This window comes from Phaeobacter sp. CAU 1743 (genome assembly GCF_039839315.1).
GTDB lineage: Bacteria > Pseudomonadota > Alphaproteobacteria > Rhodobacterales > Rhodobacteraceae > Phycobacter > Phycobacter gallaeciensis_A.
Genome location: NZ_JBDOQR010000040.1, coordinates 1 through 20,928, shown reverse-complemented (window position 1 = coordinate 20,928; position 20,928 = coordinate 1). Strand labels below are relative to the sequence as shown.

The following is a 20,928-nucleotide window of genomic DNA, read 5'->3' as shown; positions in this document are numbered from 1 at the left end:
GCTCCCCGGGGTCCGGCTCAGCTGCGGTCCCGGATCGAATAGTAGATCAGCGCCAGGATCGACCAGGTCAGGAGCAGGAACAACCCGACCAGCCCCGCCAGCATGGGGCGGTTGGGGTATTCGGATTCCTGGGCCCGGGTCGGCTTGATATAGGTGGCCAGATAACGGCTTTGCCGGGTGGCCTCATCCCGGGCCACCTCCAGCGCCGTCAGCGCCGCCCGGTAGGTTTCCTCGGCATATTGCAGATCCACCGTGAGACGTTCGAATTCCGAGATCAGCGAGGGGTAATCCTCGCCCACAGCACCGGTATCGGTATTGGTCGAGGCAAAGGTCTGCCGTTCGATATTGATGCGTTCACGGATCACATCGATATGCTGCTGCGCTTTTTTCAAACGCGGGTCATTCTCTCCCACGGTGCCGCGCAGCAGGTCATATTCGATCAGCGCCTCGGCCAGCTGCTGCTGCAGGTTGTTCATCACCCCCATGCGGCCCTGGATATCCGCCGCCGGATCCACGATCCGGGTGCGGGTGCGGAATTGGGTCAGCGCCTCGCGCGCGCCTTTCAGCCGCTCCAGCGCCTCGTCCAGATCCTCGCGGGCATAGCGCATGGCATCCTCGCGCGCCTGCTCGTTCAGCTCATTGATGCGGGTCTGGCTTTCCGCAACGATGGCGCGGGTAATCTCCCGGGCGGTTTCGGGATCAAAGGCCACCGCCTGCACCTCGATCAACCCCGAGCCGCTGTCATAGGAAATGCCGACGATGCGTTGCCAGTACCAGATCATCTGTTCCAGCGTGGCATCGGGCCAGAGCGAGAACACCCAGTCGTCGGGCCAGTGCTGGCTGTAATGCGGCCGCAGCGGTACTGTCTTGTCCACCGCTTCCACCATTTCCTGGCTCTGGATGAATTCATAAAGGATATCGCTGTCCGAAGCGGTGGTATTGCCGGCGAAATTGGCCAGGCCGCCCAGGATATCGGTGGCGCCGCCGCTCTCTTGGCTGCGCACGGTGAAACCGGCGGTGGAGATATACTGATCCTCGGCCAGGGCCCAGAGATAGAAGACCGCTGCCGCCAGCGGCGCCAGCACCATCAGAACGAAACTGGCCACAAGCCCCCAGTGACGGCGGCGCATCTGCGCCGGGCGCGCCATGGGGTAGGCCGGTGTTTCGGCCACCTGTTGCTGAGCCGCCTCAAGCGCGGCTTCGGTGGCCTTGACCTTCTGGCGCAGCTTCTTGAGCTTCTTGCGCGCCCCGCCGCCACTGCCTTTTCCCGGCGCGTCATCCAGATCAGCAGAGGCATCCTGCACCTGAGGCAGCTGTTCGACATTGCTTCCCGTTTGGGCGCCGCGTTCCGCCGCGGGCCTTTTTCCGGCCGCGCGCGTTTTGTTCTGACCCGACGTTTTCAAACCCATGTTTTCAAACCCATGGCCGGATGATCCTGTGTCATATGTGCCCGTCTCAAGGCTCGGGAGGATGCACCAGAGCCATTTGTAATTACCTGTTCTATGGATCATAGTATCGCCTGCCGACAACCCATTCACAACCATCATTCACAGCGGACCCATATGGCCAGCCTTCCTCCCGCCGCCCCGTCAGGGGTACAGCACACCGCTTCGGGTTCAGCACTGCCCCCTGCCCAGCCCCCGACACGGGCAGGCAGCAAGCGGCGCCGTTTTGCCAGCCTGCGCACCGTGGTGGCGCTGATGCTGCGCGAGATGTCGACCCGCTACGGACGCACCCCCGGCGGCTACATATGGGCGGTGCTGGAGCCGTTGGCCGCGATTCTCTTCCTCAGCCTCGGGTTTTCCCTGATCATCAGGAGTCCGTCTCTCGGCACCAGTTTTCTGCTGTTCTATGCCAGCGGCTATATGCCTTTTACTCTTTACATGGAGGTTTCAAATACATGCGCACGAGCCCTAGGCTTTTCAAAACCGCTTTTGCAATATCCTGCGGTGATCTGGTTGGATGCAATCCTGGCCCGGTTCATCCTGAACAGCCTCACCAGTATCTTTGTCATGATGATCCTCCTGACAGGCATTCTAATGGTCATCGACAGCCGTACGGTGCTGGATATGCCTCCAGTGATCCAGGCCGTTACAATGTCGATGCTTCTGGGGCTGGGTGTGGGCACGCTGAACTGCGTCCTGATGGGACTTTACCCGCTTTGGAATGTGACTTGGGGCATCCTGACCCGGCCGCTATTCCTCGCCTCGGGTATCTTCTTTCTCTATGATGACCTGCCTCCGCTGGGTCAGGACATCCTGTGGTACAATCCCCTGATGCATATCACCGGCTTGATGCGCACGGGCTTCTACCCCAGCTATACTGCCGCCTATGTGAATATCACCTATGTGACGCTTGTCAGCCTTGTGCTGCTGTTTCTGGGGCTGGTGCTGATGGGACGCTATCACCGCGACATCCTGAACCGCTGATCCCGGCCAGGCTCCCCCGCCCTACCCCTTTGTGCGGGCCAGCTCCAGGACCTCGGTATGGGGCACATGGGTGCGCCGTCTGAGCCCGTCCAGCACCGCCCGGCCCATAAGCCGCAGAAAGGCGCGCCGTTCGCCTGCGTGGGCGCGCACCTTTGAAAGCCATTTGGGCAGGATCACCAGCATCACCGGCCAGAACCAGATCCCCGCCGCCATCCGATACAGAAGAAGCAGGTTGCGGTGATAGTAATAGACCTTCCAAAGGGGGATGAGGCGGCCGCGCTGCGCCTGCTCTTCGCCCGCCTTTGGCACAAAGGTCGTCAGGTCGTGTTCGAACCGCACGCCAGGTTCAAAGCCAATGCGGCCGCCCGATTTGGTCAGCCCCAGAGTATAAAGCCCGTCATCGCCGTAGATGAAAAGATCAGGGTCAGGATAGCCGATGCGCCGCACCGCATCCGCCGAGATGAAGAAGCCCACGAAAGAGGTCACATCGATCTGCATCCCCTGCCCTTCGTAGTCCGAGGGCTGCACGTGAAAGCCCGAGCGCCCGCCACCAAACAGCGTGCGCAGGAATTCGCGCCCGTGCCAGAAGGGATTGCGCGAGGGGCGGTTCATTTCGCAGATGCCGCCGGTGGGGAAATAGACCGCCGCAGCCACCCCATCCCAGGCCCGCGCCGGATCGTCATGCGCGGGCAGGGCGTGAAACGCCGCCAAGGCGCCCGGCGCCGGGCGGCCATCATCATCCATCACCACCAGCCAGTCGGGACTGTGCGCCTCCATCGCGCGGCGCATGCCCCGCTCAAAGCCGCCTGCCCCGCCGCGGTTGGTCTCGCTCACCTGAATATCCAGCCGCGGATCCTGCAATGTCGCCAGCCAGTCACTCGTCCCATCGGTCGAGGCATTGTCCACCACCACCAGCGCCGCCAACTCTTCGGCCGGGCTTTGCAGCAGCCGGGCGATGGTGTCTTTCAGCTTGTCGAGACGATTATAGGTCACCACCACCGCCACCAGACGGCGGGGGGACGGGCTGGGATCTGTCTGTGCGCTCACGAAAGTCTGCTCCCCGGCCTGTTCTGATCGTCTGTGTGGTCGTCTTTGCGTTGTGGGAGCGCAAAACTCATAAATCCGGCCTCATGTCAAACCCCAAGGGGGCCCCACGCCGCCCCCTGCCCCGCAGAAAGGCACCGGATAGGGTTTGACAGAACCGCCGGAAGCGGCCACCAAGCATGTCATGCGCACTGCTCTTGTCACCGGATCGGCCGGCTTCATCGGCTATCACCTTGCGGCCCGCCTGCTGGCCGCGGGCTGGCAGGTCGTCGGGCTGGATTGCCTGTCGCCCTATTACGATGTCACCCTGAAGGAGCGCCGCCACGCGATGCTGGCAGAAAGCCCGGCCTTCACCCCGGTGATCGGCAAGCTGGAAGACCCCGGGCGCCTGATGGAGCTCTTTGCCCACCACCGCCCCGATGCGGTGATCCACCTCGCCGCCCAGGCCGGGGTGCGCCATTCCATCGATGCGCCGCGCGATTACCTTGAGGCCAATCTGATCGGCACCTTCGAACTTTTGGAGGCCGCCCGCGCCCATCCGCCCGCGCATCTGCTGATGGCCTCCACCTCCTCGGTCTATGGCGCCAATACCGATATGCCCTTTGACGAGCGGCAGAAGGCGGACACGCCGATGTCCTTTTATGCCGCCACCAAGAAGGCGGGCGAGGCGATGGGTCATTCCTATGCCCATCTTTACGCGCTGCCGATCACCATGTTCCGGTTCTTCACCGTCTATGGTCCCTGGGGCCGGCCCGACATGGCGCTGTTCAAATTCACCAAGGCGATGCTCGCCGGGGAGCCCATCGAGGTCTACAACCACGGCCGCATGAGCCGTGATTTCACCTATATCGACGATCTGGTGACCGGCATCACCGGGCTGATCGAGGCGGTGCCGGGTGACACGCCGGTGGGACCGCAGGACAGCCTCAGCCCCGTCGCGCCCTTCCGGGTCGTGAATATCGGCGCCAGCCAGCCCACCCCGCTGATGGATTATATCGCCGCCCTGGAAGAGGCGCTGGGACAGCCCGCGCAGAAGATCCTGAAAGAGATGCAGGCCGGCGACGTGCCCGCGACATGGGCCGACACATCGCTGCTCACCGCCCTCACCGGGTACCGGGCAGAGGTCGATGTCAGGACCGGCGTTGCCCGTTTCGTGGATTGGTACCGGGGTTATTACAGCGCCTGATGCCGTAACGCGGCGACACCGGCAGGGGCCTGGCTGACAGGTGCAAATGTTTCGCGCGCGAAACATTTGAAAGGACGCCAGCCCCATTGCGCCCGGCCTGCGCTTTCTTCAAAGTTGCAAAACGACATACCAAGCAGAACAGGGGACACCCCATGCGTATCGCGATGATTGGCACAGGCTACGTGGGACTGGTGTCCGGCGTCTGTTTCTCCGATTTCGGCCATGACGTGATCTGCGTCGACAAGGACGCTGCCAAGATCAACCGGTTGAAGGCCGGCGAGGTCCCGATCTACGAGCCGGGCCTTGATGCGCTGATGGAAAAGAACGTCGCCGCCGGGCGGCTTGAGTTCAGCGACGATCTGGCCGCCGCCGTGGATGGCGCCGAGGCGGTGTTTATCGCCGTCGGCACCCCGACCCGGCGCGGCGATGGCCATGCGGATCTGACCTATGTAATGGCCGCCGCCGAAGAGATCGCCGCGGCGCTGACCGGCTATGCGGTGGTGGTGACCAAATCCACCGTGCCGGTGGGCACCAACCGGCAGGTGCAGGAGGTGATCGCCCGCGCCAATCCAGATGCGGATTTCGATGTGGCCTCCAATCCCGAATTCCTGCGCGAAGGCGCCGCCATCGACGATTTCATGCGCCCCGACCGGGTGGTGGTCGGCGTCGAAAGCGCCCACGCCGCCGAGGTGATGAGCGAGATCTACCGCCCCCTTTACCTGCGCGATTTTCCGATCCTGACCACCGATCTGAAAAGCGCCGAGATGATCAAATACGCCGCCAATGCTTTTCTGGCGACCAAGATCACCTTCATGAATGAAATCGCCGGGCTTTGCGAAAAGGTGGGCGCCGACGTCAAAGAGGTCTCGCGCGGGGTCGGTCTGGACGGGCGTATCGGCAACAAGTTCCTGCATGCCGGCCCCGGCTATGGCGGCTCCTGTTTTCCAAAAGACACCGCCGCGCTGGCGCGCATCGGCCAGGATCACTCCTTTCCGATGCGCATCACCGAGACGGTGATGCGGGTCAATGACGAGGTGAAGGCGCGCATGGTGGAAAAGCTGCGCGATGCCTGCGGAGGCTCCTTCAACGGCAAGACGGTGACCGTGCTGGGTGTCACCTTCAAACCCAATACCGACGACATGCGCGAGGCCCCCAGCCTGACCATCGTGCCTGCCATGGTGGGGGGCGGCGCCCACGTGCGGGTGATCGACCCGCAGGGCCGCGCCGAGGGTGAAGCCCTGCTGCCCGGCGTCGACTGGCTCGAAGATCCTTATGAGGCGGCAGAGGGCGCCGATCTGGTGGTGCTGCTGACCGAATGGAACGAGTTCCGCGCGCTTGATCTGAAGGCCCTGGCCGCCAGGATGGCCTATCCGCGGATGGCGGATCTGCGCAATATCTATTCCGCCCGGGCCGCTGAACGGGCCGGCTTCTCCCAGTATATCGCGGTGGGCCGCTGAGCCTGCCTCCGGCCTGCGCAGGTCCCAAATGTTTCGCGCGCGAAACATTTGGACGCTCTACAGAGTCTAAAAAAAGACCCTAAACCGGGGTTTAGGGTCGAATTCGTTCTGATTGTAGCCTTGGATTCAGCGGTGTTTCAGCCAGTCCTGCAGCGCTGCCATCAGCTCAGCACCCACAGCATCGCCGGTCAACTCGATCCGGTTCTGTTCGGGCGTGAAGCCCAGCCGCACACCGGCAGCGGCCTGCACTGAAATCCGCTCCGCCCCCTCCGCACCGGGGCTGCGCACACGCGGGCGGGCAGGGGCCTCGGGCGCAGAAGGTTTCGACTCTGAAGCCTGGTTTAGAGCCGCATCACTCTGTGCCGTGTCGGCCTCAGATCCGTCCTGTGTCTCGGCCAGAACCCGGTTCAGGATCTCCAGCTCATCCGCTGCAGTCTCGCGCGGAGCCGCCTGAAGGGCAGCACGCAGGCGCTCAGCAAAGCCTTCATCCTCCCCCATGGCGCGCACCAGAGACAGGCCCAGCTTCTCGCTGATGGCGGTTGGATAGAACAGCACCGCATCCAGCTCCTCGACCAGGGTCACGAAGCTGCGGATCTTGGAGCGTTTGGCGCGGGGGACATTGGCAAAGAGACTCTGAAGTGCCTTTTTCAGAGTCGGAAACACCTCTTCCTTCATCGCCCGCACCGCGATCCGCGCGCGTTCGTAATGGGAGAGGTTCACCCGGATTTCGTTTTCCTCGACCATGGCGATATAGGCATCCTGCGCCGTCTCCGGGCGGATGATCAGTGCCTTCACCGTGGCGTATTTCGGGTCTGAAGTCTCGGCATAGAGCCTGCGCAGGGCCCCAAGGCGACGCCAACCCGAGATCAGGCCATGGCTGCGCCCATCGGGGCGAGGTTCCAGCGGCACCAGTTCGACCGGGGTCTGCTGACCGCGGGCGCGCAGGGATTCGACGAGGGCATCCATTTCCTCGGCGTCCTGTTCGATCCGGTCGCGCACCAGATGGGTTTCATCGATGGCCGACAGCGGCACCTCTTCGATCATCAGCCCCTTGCTGCGGGCGTTTTCCAGCACGTCGGACAATTCCTGCAAGGCCGCTTGCGAGGCGGTTTCCGACGCCACCTGCGCGATCGGCGCCGCCCCCATGGCCATCGGGCCGCCAAGGGCGGATTTGCTTTCCGGGGCGCCGGAAAGATAGCTGCTCTGTGCCGGCATCAACCGTTTGCGTTTTGCCATCTGCCTGTCTCCTTTGGGCGCGCAGTCTGCGCCATCATCCCTGCCGGGGCCTTACTCGGCCGCGCTCTGCATCTGCACTTCGGCGCGGCGCCAGCAGCCGATCAGCAGCCGTTTGAAGGCGGCGTAGGTTTCGTCGAATGTTTCGCGACCGCGCGCATAGGTCTCGCGGTTGAAGTCGCGGTAATCGGCCTCGTAGATGCCAGAGACCTGTTCGCCGGCCTGACCGATCAGCGCGGTGTAATCCTGTTTGTGAGGGCTGAGCACCGGCCCCATATAGGCCTGCATCAGCCCGGCCAGCTCGCCTTGCTGGGCGCTGTCGTAGCGGGTGATGACAGCGCGCACCGCATCCCATTCAAAGCCCATCTCGGGGCGGCCCAGGGCGCGGGCGGCAAGGTTCTCGCCTTCCTCGATGCTGGCAAAGGTGGAATGCAGCATGTCAAAGAAGCGCCCGGTCGAGTCGAATTCGAGGAAGGATGCCCCCATGGGCACCAGCAGGATATCGGCAGCCGACAGCCCGTTGATGGTGAGATAGCCAAGCGCCGGCGGCGTATCGATGAAGATCACATCGTACTGGTCCAGCACCCCGTCGGCCTCCAGCCGGTCGGTGAGCGCATCCCAGAGCTTCCAGGAGCGCGCGGCCATGCGCCAGACCGGGATCTGGAATTCGGCCCAGTAGAGGTTCAGCTGGGCGCCGATGAGATCGATATTGGGCCAGTGGGTGCTCTGGATCACATCCGCTGCCGTCATGTCCATCGCCGCGGTCAGCGCATCGTCCATCGGCTGGGGTGCCTCGCCCCGGTCCAGGCGGCGCTGGTTCTCGCTGCGCAGGTGTTCGCCGTAATGGCGCGCCAAGAGCGGAAAGGCTGTCTGCCATTCATCCTCGACCCGGCCGCCGAAGATCGAGGTCATCGACCCCTGGCTATCGAGGTCAATGACCAGCACCTTGTAGCCATCCAGCGCCGCCGACATCGCCAGATGCGCCGCGGTGGAGGTCTTGCCGACGCCACCCTTGAAGTTGGCCACGGCAACCATCTTGGCCGGCAGCCCCTTGGGGCGGTAGGGGATGTAATCCTTGGCCTTGGATCCTTGCGCCGCGAAATGCGCCCGCAGGACCAGCACCTCGTCGAGGGTGAACCACTTGGCGCCGCCCTCGGTTTCCGAGCGCCCCTGCGGCAGATCCGGATTGGCCTTCAGCACCCGGCGGAAATGGGCCTGGGCGACGGGGATCAGGTAGCGGGTGATTTCCCAGGTGGAAAACAGCCGCAGGGTTTTGCGCCCGGCCTCATCCAGTCCCCGGCTGGCCAGATCGGCGCGGCCCCTGGCGCAGCCTTCGGCAATCCCGGCAAAGCCTGTCGTGCTGGTGGGCGCCTCCAGCTCGGCCAGGGCCGCGTCGGGGTCGATGTTGAAATAGGGGGGCAGGGTGGCGCTGCCTGCGCGTGCCGTGTCTTTCCGTGCCATGTCTTTTCGTCCCGGATCTTTCCTGTGGATATCTCGTACCATGGGCTGCTGCCCGGTTCTGTGCTGCTGCGCGGCGCTGTTTTGAAGCAAGCGCTGCCCTCTTGGATGAAACGCATCAATGTGCGCCCTTTTTGACAAGATAGCAGAAAACAGCGCACATGGAAGAAATATGCGCACCCCTTTTGCTTTTTCTAAGCAAATCTGTCTGTTGCAGCGGGGGAAAGCCGGGGTTTTGGAGGCGTTGGGGCAAGCTGGAAATTTTTCTGCCCTGTTATTTATGAGTTATATTATAGTTACGGGAAGAGGACCGGTGCTGCAAAGCCCTTTTTTCATTGACGATCGGGCGTGTTTTTTCGGGAGCAGTGACTCTGAAACCCCGTTCATATGACTCTGAACCCCCGATAATCCGATTCCGGAACCCCGTTGCGGCAGCATGTGGATAACTTTAGGGTGGGCGTAATCAAAACCACGAAAAACGAGTCACCTCGGAGGGCGCAATGATCGCCCTGAAAACCGGGGGGCAGGGCAGAACGACAGGGCAGGGATCATGGCAGCTGCGGGCACAGCAGGCGGAACGGGTATGCAGACTCCCGCGGCGCAGACATCGGATCAGGGGGCGTTCTTCCTCTGCGATATTTTCGATGCGATCCCCAAGAACGATCTGGCCTCGATGGAGCATCCGCTGTTCTCGCTTGGCACCCGGCCGGACCGCCGTATCCTCAACTACGAACACAATGGCGCCGAGATCACCGTCACCCCCAGCGTCAAGGGGCTGGCGACGATCCACGACAAGGACATCCTGATCTTCTGCATCAGCCAGCTGATGGCGGCGCTGAACGCCGGGCGGCAGGTCAGCCGCACCCTGCATCTGAAGGCGCATGATCTGCTGGTGGCGACCAACCGGGAAACCTCGGGCGATGCCTACCGGCGGCTGCGCGAATCCTTTGAACGGCTGGCGGGTACTCGCATCACCACCAATATCGTCACCGGCGGCCAAGAGGTCACCTCGGGCTTTGGCCTGATCGAAAGCTGGGAGATCGTGCGCAAGGCCCGGGGCGGGCGCATGGTCAACGTTGCCGTCACCCTCAGCGAATGGCTGTTCCGGGCGGTGCTGTCGAAATCGGTGCTGACCCTCAGCCGCGATTACTTCCGTCTGCGCAAACCGCTGGAGCGGCGCATCTACGAGCTGACCCGCAAGCATTGCGGCCGCCAGGAAGGCTGGACCATTTCGGTGGACACCTTGCTGAAGAAATCCGGATCGGCCAGCCCGCGCCGGGTGTTCCGCAAGATGATCCGCGACATGATCGAGGCGCAGCCGCTGCCCGATTACGCGATGGAAGAGCTGCCGGGTGATCTGATCCGGTTCAGCCAGAAGCATGCCGTCGTCGCCCCGGCAGGGGGGCTGGAGGCCGGTACGGCGCCGGTGCTGAAGCCCGCGACGCTGGAGCAGGCCCGCAGCCTGATGCCCGGCGCCGATGTCTATGCGCTGGAGGCCGAATGGCGCGCCATGTGGCGGCGCTCGGGCGGACCGCGCCTGCGCCAGGCCGATGCGGCTTTCCTTGGCTGGGTGAAAAAACGCCGCGCGGGCGAGGGACCGGCCTGAGGGGGATCAGGCCGGGATTTACACGGCCCGGCCCCGACCGCCGTGAACTTGATCAGGCTCTGATGCGGGGGAGTGCGAGCGTTTCCCCCGCAAGGCGGCCTCTCCAGAACACCCGGGCCTGATGCGCGCAAATGTTTCGCGCGCGAAACATTTGCTCAGATCCGGATCCGCTTCTCCTCGGGCACCAGCGCGTTGATCTGGGCGATATGTTCCGGCATGCAGCGGGTCAGGAAATCGTAAGTCTCCACCACATGGGCGCGGGCATTGGGGCCAAGGTGGGCGTAAGATCCTGGGTTGGCCACCACATCCACCGCCTGCGCCGCCAGCGCATCGGGATCGAAGAAATCCACCAGCATGCCGGTTTCCCCATGGGTGATCGCCTCGCGCACCGGCGCCACATCGGCAGCCACCACTGTGGCCTGCATCGACATCGCCTCCAGCAGCGACCAGCTGAGCACGAAGGGCATGGTCAGATAGATGTGGCAACGGCTGATGCGGATGATATCGCAGAGGGCATCATAGGGGACGCGGCCAAGGAAATGCACCCGGCTCCAGTCGATCTGGCCCTTCAGCTCCTCTTCCATCTCGCCGCGCAGGCCCTCCGGATGTTTGCTTTCGGCGCCATAGGAGGTTTCATTGCCGCCGATCATCAGGACACGGGCGTTGGGGCGTTCCTTCAGGATCTTCGGCAGGGCGCGCATCATGATGTGAAAACCGCGGGCGCGCTCCATGTTGCGGGCGACATAGGTGATCACCTCGTCATCCCGGGTCAGCGGACGGTCGAGCCGCCCCAGCGAGATCGAGGCCTCGGGGTCGGGTTGCAGCCGGTCGGTGCGGATACCGTCGTGGCAGACGTACATGCGGTCATGGAAGCTTTCGGGGAAGCGGTCGCGCTGCCAATAGGTGGGGGTATGGCCCAGATCCACCGTGTGGATATTGGTATAGGGCACCGTGTTGCGGGCCTGGGCAAAAAAACCGGCCTGATCGTTGGGCGGGTTTTCCGGATCAAAGCCGACCAGCCCGCCGGAGGTACGGTAGAAATATTCGAAGAAGCCGATCATCGGCACATCGGGCCAGATCTCTTTCAGGAAGGTCAGCTCGCCCCATCCGGTGTGGCCGATGATGATATCGGGGCTCCAGCCGCGGGTGTCTTTCAACTGCCGCGCCGCCAGCGCCGCGCCGATACCGGTGCCGGCTGCAGCCTCCCAGTCCTTGGACAGCCCATAGGCGTCCTTGGCGGGCTGGTGATGCGCCTTGTAGGTCACCGTGGTGACGCCGGGCAGCTGGATGTCACTGCGCTGAGTCAGGAAATAGATCTCGTGACCCTCCGGCCGCGCCGCCAGCCAGGTGATCAGCTCCCGGTACTGGCCGGGCATGTTCTGATGGACAAAAAGAAGCTTCATGCCCAATGCTTGACGTGTCCGAACGGTCGAGGCAAGCCACAGGTTGTTTCGCGGTGACAATAAGCAGAGGGGTTGCTAAGGGTACCGCCAATTGCGAACGGACAAAGGCAGGATAGAGGCCGTGCAGATTGAAAATACGCCACTCTCCGGGGTGATGGTTCTGACACCGCAGCGGTTCGGGGATGCCCGTGGATTTTTCAGCGAAAGCTGGAACCGGCAGCGGATGGCGGAACACGGGCTGGATTTCGATTTCGTGCAGGACAATCATTCGTTGTCGTCGCAGGTCGGTACTCTGCGGGGGTTGCATTTTCAGGCGCCGCCCCATGCCCAGGACAAGCTGGTGCGCTGCGGGCGCGGCGCGCTTTTTGATGTGGCGGTGGATATCCGCAAGGGCTCGCCCAGCTATGGCAAATGGTTCGGAATCGAGCTGACAGCGGAAAACGGCAAGCAGCTGCTGGTACCCAAGGGCTTCCTGCACGGCTTCATCACCCGGGCGCCGGACACCGAGATCCTTTATAAATGTACTGACTATTACGCGCCCGAGTGTGATGGTGCCGTGGCCTGGAACAGCTGCGGTATCGACTGGGGCTTTGAGGGCACGCCGCTCCTCTCCGAAAAGGATGCCGCCGCCCCTACATTGGCAGATTTCGACAGCCCGTTCAGCTGGGAAGGATAACCCATGAAGATACTTGTGACCGGGGGCGTCGGCTTTATCGGCTCTGCGGTGGTGCGCCTGGCGATTGCCCGGGGCCATCAGGTGGTGAACCTCGATGCGCTGACCTATGCCGCCTGTCTTGAGAATGTGGCCGGTGTGGCAGACAGCCCCGATTATGCTTTTGAGCAGGCCGACATCCGCGACCGCGCCGCGCTCGACCGGGTCTTTGCCGCGCATAAGCCCGATGCGGTGATGCATCTGGCCGCCGAAAGCCACGTGGACCGCTCGATCGACGGGCCGGGGGATTTCATCGAGACCAATATCACCGGCACCTTCAACATGCTGGAGGCGGCGCGCAAATACTGGATCGAAAATGACCGCCCCGAGGGCTTCCGCTTCCATCACATCTCCACCGATGAGGTCTATGGCTCCCTGCCCAACGATCCTGCGGTGATGTTCACCGAAGACACCGCCTATGATCCGCGCTCGCCCTATTCGGCGTCCAAGGCCAGCTCTGACCATCTGGTCCGCGCCTGGGCCGAGACCTATGGGCTGCCGGTGGTGCTGACCAATTGTTCCAACAACTACGGCCCCTATCATTTCCCGGAGAAACTGATCCCGGTGGTGATCCTCAATGCGCTGGCCGGAAAGGCCCTGCCGATCTACGGCGATGGGTCGAACATCCGCGACTGGCTTTACGTGGAAGATCACGCCGATGCGCTGTTGCTGGTGTTGCAGAAGGGCGCGCTGGGGCGGTCTTATAATATCGGTGGCGAGAACGAGCGCAGCAATCTGGAACTGGTGCAGACGCTTTGTGCGATCCTCGATGAAAAACGCCCGCGCGGCGATGGCAAATCCTATGCCGATCAGATCACCTTTGTCACCGATCGGCCGGGTCATGACGCGCGCTATGCCATCGATCCTTCCCGTATCCGGGATGAGCTGGGCTGGCGCCCCTCGGTGACGGTGGAGGAAGGTCTGGCCAAGACCGTGCAATGGTATCTGGATAATGAGGCCTGGTGGCGCCCGCTGCAGGAACGCCATGGCGTCGGCCAGCGGCTGGGAACCGGCAAATGACAGCCCGGGGTGCATGCAGCCCGGGCAACGCCCGTCCCGCCCCCATGGGCGGGCGTTTCACGCCCACCCCGGTACGGGCGCTGCCCTCTGTTGGAAGGAAGGCGATATGATCCTTGTCTTTGGCAAAACCGGCCAGCTGGCCCGCGAACTGGCGGCTTTTGACGGCGTCACCTGTCTGGGCCGCGATCAGGCGGATCTGTCCGATCCCGAGGCCTGTGCGGAAATCCTCCGCGCCCGGGCGCCCGCCGCGGTGATCAATGCCGCCGCCTATACCGCCGTCGACCGCGCCGAAGAGGAAGAGGAACTGGCCACGGTGATCAACGGCGTTGCCCCCACTGCCATGGCCCGCGCCTGCGCTGATCTGGGTATTCCCTTTGTCACCGTTTCCACCGATTACGTCTTTGACGGCAGCGGCGATGCCCCCTGGCAGGTGGATGATGCAACCGGCCCCCTTGGCGCCTATGGCCGCAGCAAGCTGGTCGGTGAAGAGGCGGTGCGTGCGGCAGGCGGCACATATGCCATCCTGCGCACCTCCTGGGTGGTATCGGCCCATGGCAACAACTTCATCAAGACCATGCTGCGCCTTGGCAAGGAGCGCGACCGCCTGACCATCGTGGCGGATCAGATCGGCGCCCCGACCCCGGCGCGTGCCATCGCGGCAGCCTGTATGGAGATGGCTGGGCAACTGGCCGAGGATCCCGGCAAGAGCGGCACCTATCATTTTGCCGGTACACCGGACACCAGCTGGGCCGGGTTCGCGCGCGAGATCTTTGCCCGCGCGGATGTCTCTTGCGGAGTGGTGGATATCCCCTCGAGCGATTATCCCACCCCGGCAAGGCGGCCGCTGAACTCACGGCTTGATTGCAGCACATTAGAAACTGTTTTTGATATTCCCCGCCCCGATTGGCGGGCGGGCCTTGATGATATTCTAAAAGATTTGGGAGAGAGTGCATGACGGCACACAGCACCACGCGCAAGGGCATCATTCTGGCCGGGGGCTCGGGCACCCGACTCTATCCGATCACCATGGGGGTGTCGAAACAGCTGCTGCCGATCTACGACAAGCCGATGATCTATTACCCGCTGTCGGTGCTGCTGCTGGCGGGCATCCGCGAGATCTGCATCATCACCACGCCGCAGGATCAGGATCAGTTCAAGCGCACCCTTGGCGACGGCAGCCAATGGGGTGTCTCGCTGACCTATGTGGTGCAGCCGTCGCCCGATGGTCTGGCACAGGCCTATATCCTGGCCGAAGAGTTCCTTGATGGCGCGCCCTCGGCGCTGGTGCTGGGCGACAATATCTTCTTCGGCCATGGTCTGCCGAGCCTGCTGGCGACAGCTGATGAACAGGCCAGCGGCGGCACCGTCTTCGGCTATCACGTGGCCGATCCCGAACGCTATGGCGTGGTGGATTTCGATGACCAGGGCACCGCCCGGGAAATCATCGAGAAACCCGAGGTGCCACCGTCGAATTATGCGGTGACCGGGCTTTATTTCCTCGATGGCACCGCTCCAGCGCGCGCCCGCAAGGTGCAGCCTTCGCCGCGCGGCGAGCTGGAGATTACCGACCTTCTGCAGATGTATCTCGATGAAGGCAGCCTGCGGGTGGAAACCATGGGCCGCGGCTATGCCTGGCTGGATACCGGCACCCATGGCTCGCTTCTGGATGCGGGCAATTTCGTGCGCACCCTGACCAAGCGCCAGGGGTTGCAGACCGGCTGCCTCGAGGAAATCGCCTATGAGCAGGGCTGGATCGATGACCAGCAGCTGCAGGCCCGCGCCGATCTGTTCAAGAAGAACGACTATGGCAGCTATCTGGCCAGCCGCCTGAAATAATCCGGCCTCCGGGTCTTTCGGCTGGTTTCCGCGCCTGCGGACAAGAAAATCGCTGCGTTTTGCCCGCACCTGCAGTATGATGGTGGCAATCAGGCACGATAGCGGGGCCGCAGGACGCGGCCTTTCGCCAAACCAGAAGAGCAGGTCATGACACATTTGGCACAGTTGCGGGCGCCGCTGGCCCTTGGTGGCTGGATCCTCCGGCTTTGGGGGATGAGTTTTGCGCTCATGCTGCTGCTGGTGCTGCCCCTGCGGGCGCAGGTGACACTGGATCTGCGCGATGCGGATTTGCGCAGTTTCGTGGAGATCGTCTCCGAGGCCACCGGCCGCAGCTTCGTGATGGATCCCGGCGTGCGCGGTACGGTGACGGTGCTGGCGCCCGAGCAGATGTCGGCCGAGGCGCTGTACGAGGTCTTCTTGGCGGTGCTGGAGATCAACCGGCTGACCGTGGTCGAAGGCGCGGGCGCCGACCGCATCGTGCCGCTGAACATGGCGCGGGAGCTGGCCTCGGGTGGCGGCGCGGAACTGCCGCGGGGGTTTCAGACCCGGGTGATCCCGGTGCGTGACATTCCCCTGCAGGAGGTCATCGACGTGGTGCGCCCGCTGTTGCCGTCCGAAGCGGTGATCACCCCGGTGCCGGGGGCAAACATGCTGATTCTATCGGACCGCGGCGCCAATCTGGACCGGATTTCCCGGCTGATCGAAAAGCTGGATCAGCCGCGCCGGGCGGCGCCGATCGAGATTATCCGGCTGCAGAACGCCAATGCGGGCGATGTGCTGCAGGTGGTGCAATCCATGGGGCTCATTCCCGATGGCGATGCCATCAGCATCGACCGGCGCTCGAACGCGCTGCTGGTTTCCGGTTCGGAACAGATGCGCCACCGGGTGCGGGTGCTGGTGGATGAACTGGACCAGCAGCGCGATACGGTGGTGTCGCGCACGATGGAGGTCAACTACGGCGATGCTGCCACTATTTCCGATGTGGTGATGCGCACGCTGAACTCTGGCAATGCAAATGATACGCGCGCGCCGATCCGCATCGTGCCGGAATTGCAGACCAATACATTGCTGATCTCGGCCCCGCAGGAGCGCATTCCCGAAATCGTCCAGATGGTGCGCCATCTGGACCGCCGCCCGACCCAGGTGCTGGTGGAGGCGGTGATCTTCGAGATGTCGGTACAGGGGTTGTCGGACCTGTCGGTGCAATTCGGCGCGGTGCTGAACGATGCGCTGGTGGGCGGCGCGCAGTTTTCCCTGCCCGGCCGCAGCAGCCTGATCAGCCTGATGTCGGCGGTGCAGAACGGCAATACGCCGACCCTTGGCAATGGCGGTGTATTCGGCGGCGGACGCTACAAGGATGGCGATGGTATCGTCGGTCTTCTGACCGCGATCACCTCGGTCAATTCCACCCGGCTGCTGTCAACGCCCTCGATCCTGACCCTCAACAATCAGGAAGCCGAGATCGTGGTGGCGCAGAACGTGCCCTTTGTCACTGGCAGCTATTCCACCGTCAGCGGCAGCAGCGCGGTCGAAAATCCCTTCCAGACCATCGAACGTCAGGACGTGGGGCTGACGCTGAACGTCACGCCGCAGATCAATGCCGACCGCACGGTGCGTCTCCTGATCAAGCAGGAAGTGTCGAACCTCACCAATACCACCGCCTCTTCGGGCGGGGAGATCACCGCGCGGCGCTCGCTTTCGACCACGGCGCTGGTCAGCGACGGATCGGTGATCATGCTGGGCGGCCTTCTGGAAAACGGCTCCGGCTCGGTCAATCAGAAGGTGCCGGGGCTTTCCGAACTGCCGCTGGTGGGCGGGCTGTTCCGCGGCAAGAACGCCAGCGGCAATCAGCGGGTCCTGCTGGTTCTCTTGCGCCCGCAGGTGGTGTCCTCGGATGCCGAGGCGCGGCGGCTGACGCGGGAACTCTCCCGCAAGGCGCAACAGGTCAGCGCTTCCATCGCGCCGGTGGATGACGGAAGATATCCGCGTAGCGCGCTGGGGGCGCTGCCCTTTGACGGCGCCGATCTCAACCAACCGTTTGATGCCGGATTTATCGATGATGTCGCGCAACGCCGAAACTTCCCGCCGCTCCCCAGTCGGCTCCGGTTCACCGGGCAGGAGTGATCTGGCCGGGATGGCACCGGAGCGGGAACAGGCGGACAGACCGCAGGATAGGGCAGGGGCGCTGCGCCTGCCTTTTGCCTTTGCCCGCGATCAGCAGGTGCTGCTGGAGGGTGCCCGCCTGATTGCCGGACCTGCTGCCACTCCGCTGGGCCTGCGCGAGGCGCAGCGGCGCATTGGCTTTGGCAGCGATCTGGCGCGCGATCTGACCTGTGATCTGCTGGATCAGCCCGGTTTCGAGGCGGCGCTGGCGCGGGTCTATCAGCACGGCAGCCCCGATGGCGATGAGGCCGAGCTGAGTTTCGACCTGGAAGAGGCCGCCTTTGCCCGCCGCCAGCGAGATCTTCTGGACGAGCCGGGCGATGCGCCGGCCATTCAACTGGTCAACCAGCTCTTGCGCCGGGCGGTGCAGAGCGGTGCCTCGGATCTGCATATCGAACCGCATGAAGGGGGCTTGCGGGTGCGCATGCGCATCGATGGCTTCCTGCAGGAAATGATGGACCGCGCCGATGTGCCGGTGAAACGCATCGTGTCGCGGCTGAAGGTGATGGCGGGGCTGGATATCGCCGAGACCCGGCTGCCGCAGGACGGGCGCATCCCGCTGTCCCTTGGCGGGCGGCAGATCGACACTCGGGTGTCCTCGCTGCCAGGCCATTATGGCGAACGCATCGTGCTGCGGATCCTTGATCGCTCGGCCGGGCTGATGCCGCTGGCGGATCTTGGGCTCAGCCCGGATCAGCAAGCGCTGCTGCACCGGCTGGCAGCCTATCCCAATGGCATCATCCTGGCCACTGGCCCCACCGGCGCGGGTAAGACCACGACGCTGTATTCCCTGTTGCAGCTGGCAGACCGGACCGGGCGCAATATCGTCACCGTCGAGGATCCCATCGAATACGATCTGCCCGGCATCAGCCAGATTCAGATCAACGCCGAGATCGGCATGAGCTTTGCCGCCGGGCTGCGTGCCACCCTGCGCCAGGACCCGGATGTGATCCTGGTGGGCGAGATCCGCGATGGTGAGACCGCCGAAACCGCGGCTCAGGCGGCGCTGACCGGTCATCTGGTATTTTCCTCGCTGCACGCCAACAGTTCGGTCGGGGCCATCGTGCGGCTGCGCGATCTGGGCATCGACAATTTCCTGATCGCGGCGACTTTGCGCGGGGTGATCGCCCAGCGTCTGCTGCGGCGCCTGTGCTCGGCGTGCCGCCGCGCCCATGCCCCGGCATCCGATGCGGCGGCGCTGTTCACCCGCCACGGGCTGCCGGTGCCCGATCAGATCTTTACCCCCGTCGGCTGCGCTGCCTGCAGCGACACCGGCCATGCCGGGCGCTGTGGCATCTTCGAGATGGCCGAGGTCGGCGAGGATCTGCGCGCGGCCATCGACCGGGGCGCCAGCGAAAGCGAGATGCGTGATATGGCGTTAGGGGCGGGCGAAAGCCTGATCGGGCAGGGGCTGCAGGCGGTCGCGGGTGGCACGGTCAGCCTTGAGGAGGTCCTGCGCGTGGTCGGGGACTCGGCATGACGGGGCGGCAGCGATGAAGGCCTATCGCTATACCGCCTATACCAGCGCCGGGCGGCGGCGCAGCGGCACCGTGGTGGCCGAAACCGAGGCCGACGCCAGCCAGCAGCTGGCGCTGCAGGATCTTTTTGTCGCCACTCTCAGCGAAACCACGGCGCGGGCCGCCACATCGGCCGATCCGCAGTCAGAGGCGCAGGCCGCACCCTCTGGCGGAGGTCTGCTGCGGCGGCGCTGGCGACCGCGGCTCGGCCCCGATCTGCAAGCGGTCTTTACCCGGCAGATGGCGGTGATGCTGGCTGCGGAACTGCCGGTAGAGGCGGCGCTGGAGGCGGTGCGCACCGGCGGCCACCCGGCGCTGGATGCGGTGGCGGCCGAGGCCCGCGCGGCGCTGCTGGAGGGGGCGAGCCTTTCCGAGGCGCTGCTGCGCGCGGGGGCGGGATTCGCGCCTTATTATCTCGCGGCGCTGCGGGCCGCCGAGGCCGCCGGGGAGTTGGCGGCGGTCTTTGCCGAGCTGGCCGATCATCTGGAGCAGCTGGGCAGCGACAAGGCGCAGATCGCCACCGCGCTGATCTATCCCGGTTTCGTGGCCGCGGTCTCTCTCCTGGTTTGCGGCATCCTGATGATCAATGTGGCGCCCGAGATCGTCGCCATGTTCGAACAATCCGGCCGCCCGCTGCCGCCGCTGACGGTGGCGGTGCTGGCGGTGTCGGACTGGATCCGCGGGCATCTTGTGCTTCTGGGCGCTGGGGTGCTGGCGTTGGTCGCGCTGGCGGTGCCGCGGGTGCCTGCGCTGCGCGTCCGCGCCGACCGGATCTTTCTGCGCCTGCCCATCGTGGGGCGGCTGATGCGCCTTGCGGCGGCGGTGCAATACATGCGTACCCTAGCGCTGGTGCTGGGCGCCCGCCACGCGGTGCTGAGCGCCACCGACAGCGCCGTCGAAGTGCTGACCGTGGCCCGGTTTCGCGATGAAGGCCGCGCCGTCGCCGGGGCGGTGCGTCAGGGTGAAAGCCTGTCCTCGGCGCTGGAGCGGCTGTCCTTCCTGCCACCTGTCGCGCGCCAGCTCATTGCTGCCGGCGAGGTCTCGGTGCGGCTTGCCCGGATGAGCGACCGCGCCGCCAGCCTGATAGAACATCGCCTGTCGACCGAGAGAAAACGGATTTCAGCCTTGTTAGAGCCTGTTTTAATGATGCTGGTGGGCGCGCTGGTGCTGGTGATCGTGCTGGCGGTGCTACTGCCGATCTTTGATCTGCAGGCGGTGGTGACTGGCTGACCCGATAGGCTGAACTGGGGGCTGAATGAGCGGGCGCTATTCCGGAAAGGCCAGCAACTCGGGCGCATCGCCTTCGCGGCTGACCCAGACTCCGGCCCGGTCGATGCGCGCCACGGTGATCCCTTCGCGCAGGTCATCGCCCACCCGCAGGAGCTGTTCCCCGCTGGGATGGGAGACCATCGCCCAGGTGGCATTGCCTGCCTGCACCACGCCTTTCAGATGGTAGCCCAGACTGTCGATCGGCGGTTTGGGCGCACGCGGCGGCTGCGGTTCGGCCTCGGTCTGTTTGGGCGGCTCGGGCGGGCGCGGCGGCTGTTTTTCCCCGAAGAGTGCGGGCCAGCGGCGGCGGTCCTGCCGGGCCGGGGCCGGGGGCACGGCGCCGCTGTCACCGGCAGCGGCCATCTGCACCGGCGCAGCGGGCGCGCGGGTCAGCTCCTGCCACAGCCCATGTCCGGCCTGGGTCGCCAGCGCCAGCGCCATCAGGGTCAGTAGGGGTCCTTTCCGGCTGAGTGCAGGATCGTACGTTCTCATGAGCGTTTTCATGTTTCCTGACACTATGAGACTACCCCGCTGACACGGGATGGTCAAAGATGTAGCCTGTACAGGCGCTGGAGACGGTAGGCCGAACCGATGG

At 64.0% G+C, this 20,928-nt stretch carries 17 protein-coding genes; 11 read left to right on the top strand and 6 right to left on the bottom strand.

The window, feature by feature from the left end; translation table 11 throughout:
• Positions 1 to 17: 17 nt before the first annotated feature.
• Entirely contained in the window at positions 18 to 1,409 is a 1,392-nt protein-coding gene (locus AAFO90_RS15465; RefSeq protein WP_347509937.1) for a sugar transporter, read from the bottom strand.
• A 153-nt stretch (positions 1,410 to 1,562) separates the two neighbouring features.
• On the opposite strand from AAFO90_RS15465, the gene AAFO90_RS15460 reads away from it, so the two are divergent.
• Positions 1,563 to 2,429, top strand: a complete 867-nt coding sequence (locus AAFO90_RS15460; RefSeq protein ID WP_347509936.1) for an ABC transporter permease — start codon at positions 1,563 to 1,565, stop codon at positions 2,427 to 2,429.
• 21 nt (positions 2,430 to 2,450) lie between these two features.
• Here AAFO90_RS15460 and AAFO90_RS15455 read toward each other — a convergent pair whose 3' ends face one another.
• Positions 2,451 to 3,476: a glycosyltransferase family 2 protein gene (locus AAFO90_RS15455; protein WP_347509935.1), complete on the bottom strand. Its 1,026-nt coding sequence runs from the start codon at positions 3,474 to 3,476 to the stop codon at positions 2,451 to 2,453.
• A 181-nt stretch (positions 3,477 to 3,657) separates the two neighbouring features.
• Here AAFO90_RS15455 and AAFO90_RS15450 point away from each other — a divergent pair, with 181 nt between their 5' ends.
• Positions 3,658 to 4,659: an NAD-dependent epimerase/dehydratase family protein gene (locus AAFO90_RS15450; protein ID WP_347509954.1), complete on the top strand. Its 1,002-nt coding sequence runs from the start codon at positions 3,658 to 3,660 to the stop codon at positions 4,657 to 4,659.
• Between the two features lie 152 nt (positions 4,660 to 4,811).
• Positions 4,812 to 6,116 carry a UDP-glucose/GDP-mannose dehydrogenase family protein gene (locus AAFO90_RS15445; protein ID WP_347509934.1) on the top strand — a complete coding sequence of 435 codons (1,305 nt, stop codon included), beginning with the start codon at positions 4,812 to 4,814 and terminating at the stop codon, positions 6,114 to 6,116.
• A 126-nt stretch (positions 6,117 to 6,242) separates the two neighbouring features.
• Here the strand turns inward: AAFO90_RS15445 and AAFO90_RS15440 are convergent, their stop codons facing one another.
• Both AAFO90_RS15440 and AAFO90_RS15435 read right to left on the bottom strand, forming a co-directional pair.
• Positions 6,243 to 7,352, bottom strand: coding sequence for a ParB N-terminal domain-containing protein (locus tag AAFO90_RS15440; RefSeq protein ID WP_347509933.1), 1,110 nt, complete (start codon positions 7,350 to 7,352; stop codon positions 6,243 to 6,245).
• Positions 7,353 to 7,403: 51 nt separating this feature from the next.
• On the bottom strand, positions 7,404 to 8,810 hold the full coding sequence (locus AAFO90_RS15435; RefSeq protein WP_347509932.1) for an AAA family ATPase: 1,407 nt from the start codon (positions 8,808 to 8,810) through the stop codon (positions 7,404 to 7,406).
• 580 nt (positions 8,811 to 9,390) lie between these two features.
• On the opposite strand from AAFO90_RS15435, the gene AAFO90_RS15430 reads away from it, so the two are divergent.
• Positions 9,391 to 10,413 (top strand): replication initiator protein A, encoded by a 1,023-nt coding sequence (locus AAFO90_RS15430; protein ID WP_347509931.1) that lies wholly within the window; start codon positions 9,391 to 9,393, stop codon positions 10,411 to 10,413.
• A 155-nt stretch (positions 10,414 to 10,568) separates the two neighbouring features.
• Here AAFO90_RS15430 and AAFO90_RS15425 read toward each other — a convergent pair whose 3' ends face one another.
• Positions 10,569 to 11,816: a glycosyltransferase family 4 protein gene (locus AAFO90_RS15425; RefSeq protein ID WP_347509930.1), complete on the bottom strand. Its 1,248-nt coding sequence runs from the start codon at positions 11,814 to 11,816 to the stop codon at positions 10,569 to 10,571.
• Between the two features lie 121 nt (positions 11,817 to 11,937).
• Between AAFO90_RS15425 and rfbC the strand changes: the two genes are divergently transcribed.
• The 7 genes from rfbC to AAFO90_RS15390 all read left to right on the top strand — a co-directional run bounded on the left by rfbC (position 11,938) and on the right by AAFO90_RS15390 (position 20,294).
• Positions 11,938 to 12,492 carry a dTDP-4-dehydrorhamnose 3,5-epimerase gene (gene rfbC, locus AAFO90_RS15420; protein ID WP_347509929.1) on the top strand — a complete coding sequence of 185 codons (555 nt, stop codon included), beginning with the start codon at positions 11,938 to 11,940 and terminating at the stop codon, positions 12,490 to 12,492.
• Between the two features lie 3 nt (positions 12,493 to 12,495).
• On the top strand, positions 12,496 to 13,548 hold the full coding sequence (gene rfbB / locus AAFO90_RS15415; protein WP_347509928.1) for a dTDP-glucose 4,6-dehydratase: 1,053 nt from the start codon (positions 12,496 to 12,498) through the stop codon (positions 13,546 to 13,548).
• A 106-nt stretch (positions 13,549 to 13,654) separates the two neighbouring features.
• A complete protein-coding gene (gene rfbD, locus AAFO90_RS15410) occupies positions 13,655 to 14,503 on the top strand; it encodes a dTDP-4-dehydrorhamnose reductase (protein WP_347509927.1) in 849 nt (282 codons plus the stop codon).
• Positions 14,500 to 15,384 carry a glucose-1-phosphate thymidylyltransferase RfbA gene (gene rfbA, locus AAFO90_RS15405; RefSeq protein ID WP_347509926.1) on the top strand — a complete coding sequence of 295 codons (885 nt, stop codon included), beginning with the start codon at positions 14,500 to 14,502 and terminating at the stop codon, positions 15,382 to 15,384. The genes rfbD and rfbA overlap by 4 nt, the downstream gene beginning before the upstream one ends.
• A gap of 147 nt (positions 15,385 to 15,531) precedes the next feature.
• Positions 15,532 to 17,508, top strand: a complete 1,977-nt coding sequence (gene gspD / locus AAFO90_RS15400) for a type II secretion system secretin GspD (protein WP_347509925.1) — start codon at positions 15,532 to 15,534, stop codon at positions 17,506 to 17,508.
• Positions 17,509 to 17,518: 10 nt separating this feature from the next.
• On the top strand, positions 17,519 to 19,027 hold the full coding sequence (locus AAFO90_RS15395) for a GspE/PulE family protein (protein ID WP_347509924.1): 1,509 nt from the start codon (positions 17,519 to 17,521) through the stop codon (positions 19,025 to 19,027).
• A gap of 13 nt (positions 19,028 to 19,040) precedes the next feature.
• Positions 19,041 to 20,294: a type II secretion system F family protein gene (locus tag AAFO90_RS15390; RefSeq protein ID WP_347509923.1), complete on the top strand. Its 1,254-nt coding sequence runs from the start codon at positions 19,041 to 19,043 to the stop codon at positions 20,292 to 20,294.
• Between the two features lie 36 nt (positions 20,295 to 20,330).
• On the opposite strand, the gene AAFO90_RS15385 is transcribed toward AAFO90_RS15390, so the two are convergent.
• Positions 20,331 to 20,825: a type II secretion system protein N gene (locus AAFO90_RS15385; RefSeq protein WP_347509922.1), complete on the bottom strand. Its 495-nt coding sequence runs from the start codon at positions 20,823 to 20,825 to the stop codon at positions 20,331 to 20,333.
• Positions 20,826 to 20,928 lie beyond the last annotated feature (103 nt).

Bases quoted from the DNA above. Each gene is read 5' to 3' on its own strand.
- AAFO90_RS15465 (WP_347509937.1), bottom strand. From the start codon at position 1,409: ATGGGTTTGAAAACGTCGGGTCAGAACAAAACGCGCGCGGCCGGAAAA.
- AAFO90_RS15460 (WP_347509936.1), top strand. From the start codon at position 1,563: ATGGCCAGCCTTCCTCCCGCCGCCCCGTCAGGGGTACAGCACACCGCT.
- AAFO90_RS15450 (WP_347509954.1), top strand. From the start codon at position 3,658: ATGCGCACTGCTCTTGTCACCGGATCGGCCGGCTTCATCGGCTATCAC.
- AAFO90_RS15445 (WP_347509934.1), top strand. From the start codon at position 4,812: ATGCGTATCGCGATGATTGGCACAGGCTACGTGGGACTGGTGTCCGGC.
- AAFO90_RS15440 (WP_347509933.1), bottom strand. From the start codon at position 7,352: ATGGCAAAACGCAAACGGTTGATGCCGGCACAGAGCAGCTATCTTTCC.
- AAFO90_RS15435 (WP_347509932.1), bottom strand. From the start codon at position 8,810: ATGGCACGGAAAGACACGGCACGCGCAGGCAGCGCCACCCTGCCCCCC.
- AAFO90_RS15430 (WP_347509931.1), top strand. From the start codon at position 9,391: ATGCAGACTCCCGCGGCGCAGACATCGGATCAGGGGGCGTTCTTCCTC.
- AAFO90_RS15425 (WP_347509930.1), bottom strand. From the start codon at position 11,816: ATGAAGCTTCTTTTTGTCCATCAGAACATGCCCGGCCAGTACCGGGAG.
- rfbB (WP_347509928.1), top strand. From the start codon at position 12,496: ATGAAGATACTTGTGACCGGGGGCGTCGGCTTTATCGGCTCTGCGGTG.
- rfbD (WP_347509927.1), top strand. From the start codon at position 13,655: ATGATCCTTGTCTTTGGCAAAACCGGCCAGCTGGCCCGCGAACTGGCG.
- rfbA (WP_347509926.1), top strand. From the start codon at position 14,500: ATGACGGCACACAGCACCACGCGCAAGGGCATCATTCTGGCCGGGGGC.
- gspD (WP_347509925.1), top strand. From the start codon at position 15,532: ATGACACATTTGGCACAGTTGCGGGCGCCGCTGGCCCTTGGTGGCTGG.
- AAFO90_RS15395 (WP_347509924.1), top strand. From the start codon at position 17,519: ATGGCACCGGAGCGGGAACAGGCGGACAGACCGCAGGATAGGGCAGGG.
- AAFO90_RS15390 (WP_347509923.1), top strand. From the start codon at position 19,041: ATGAAGGCCTATCGCTATACCGCCTATACCAGCGCCGGGCGGCGGCGC.
- AAFO90_RS15385 (WP_347509922.1), bottom strand. From the start codon at position 20,825: ATGAGAACGTACGATCCTGCACTCAGCCGGAAAGGACCCCTACTGACC.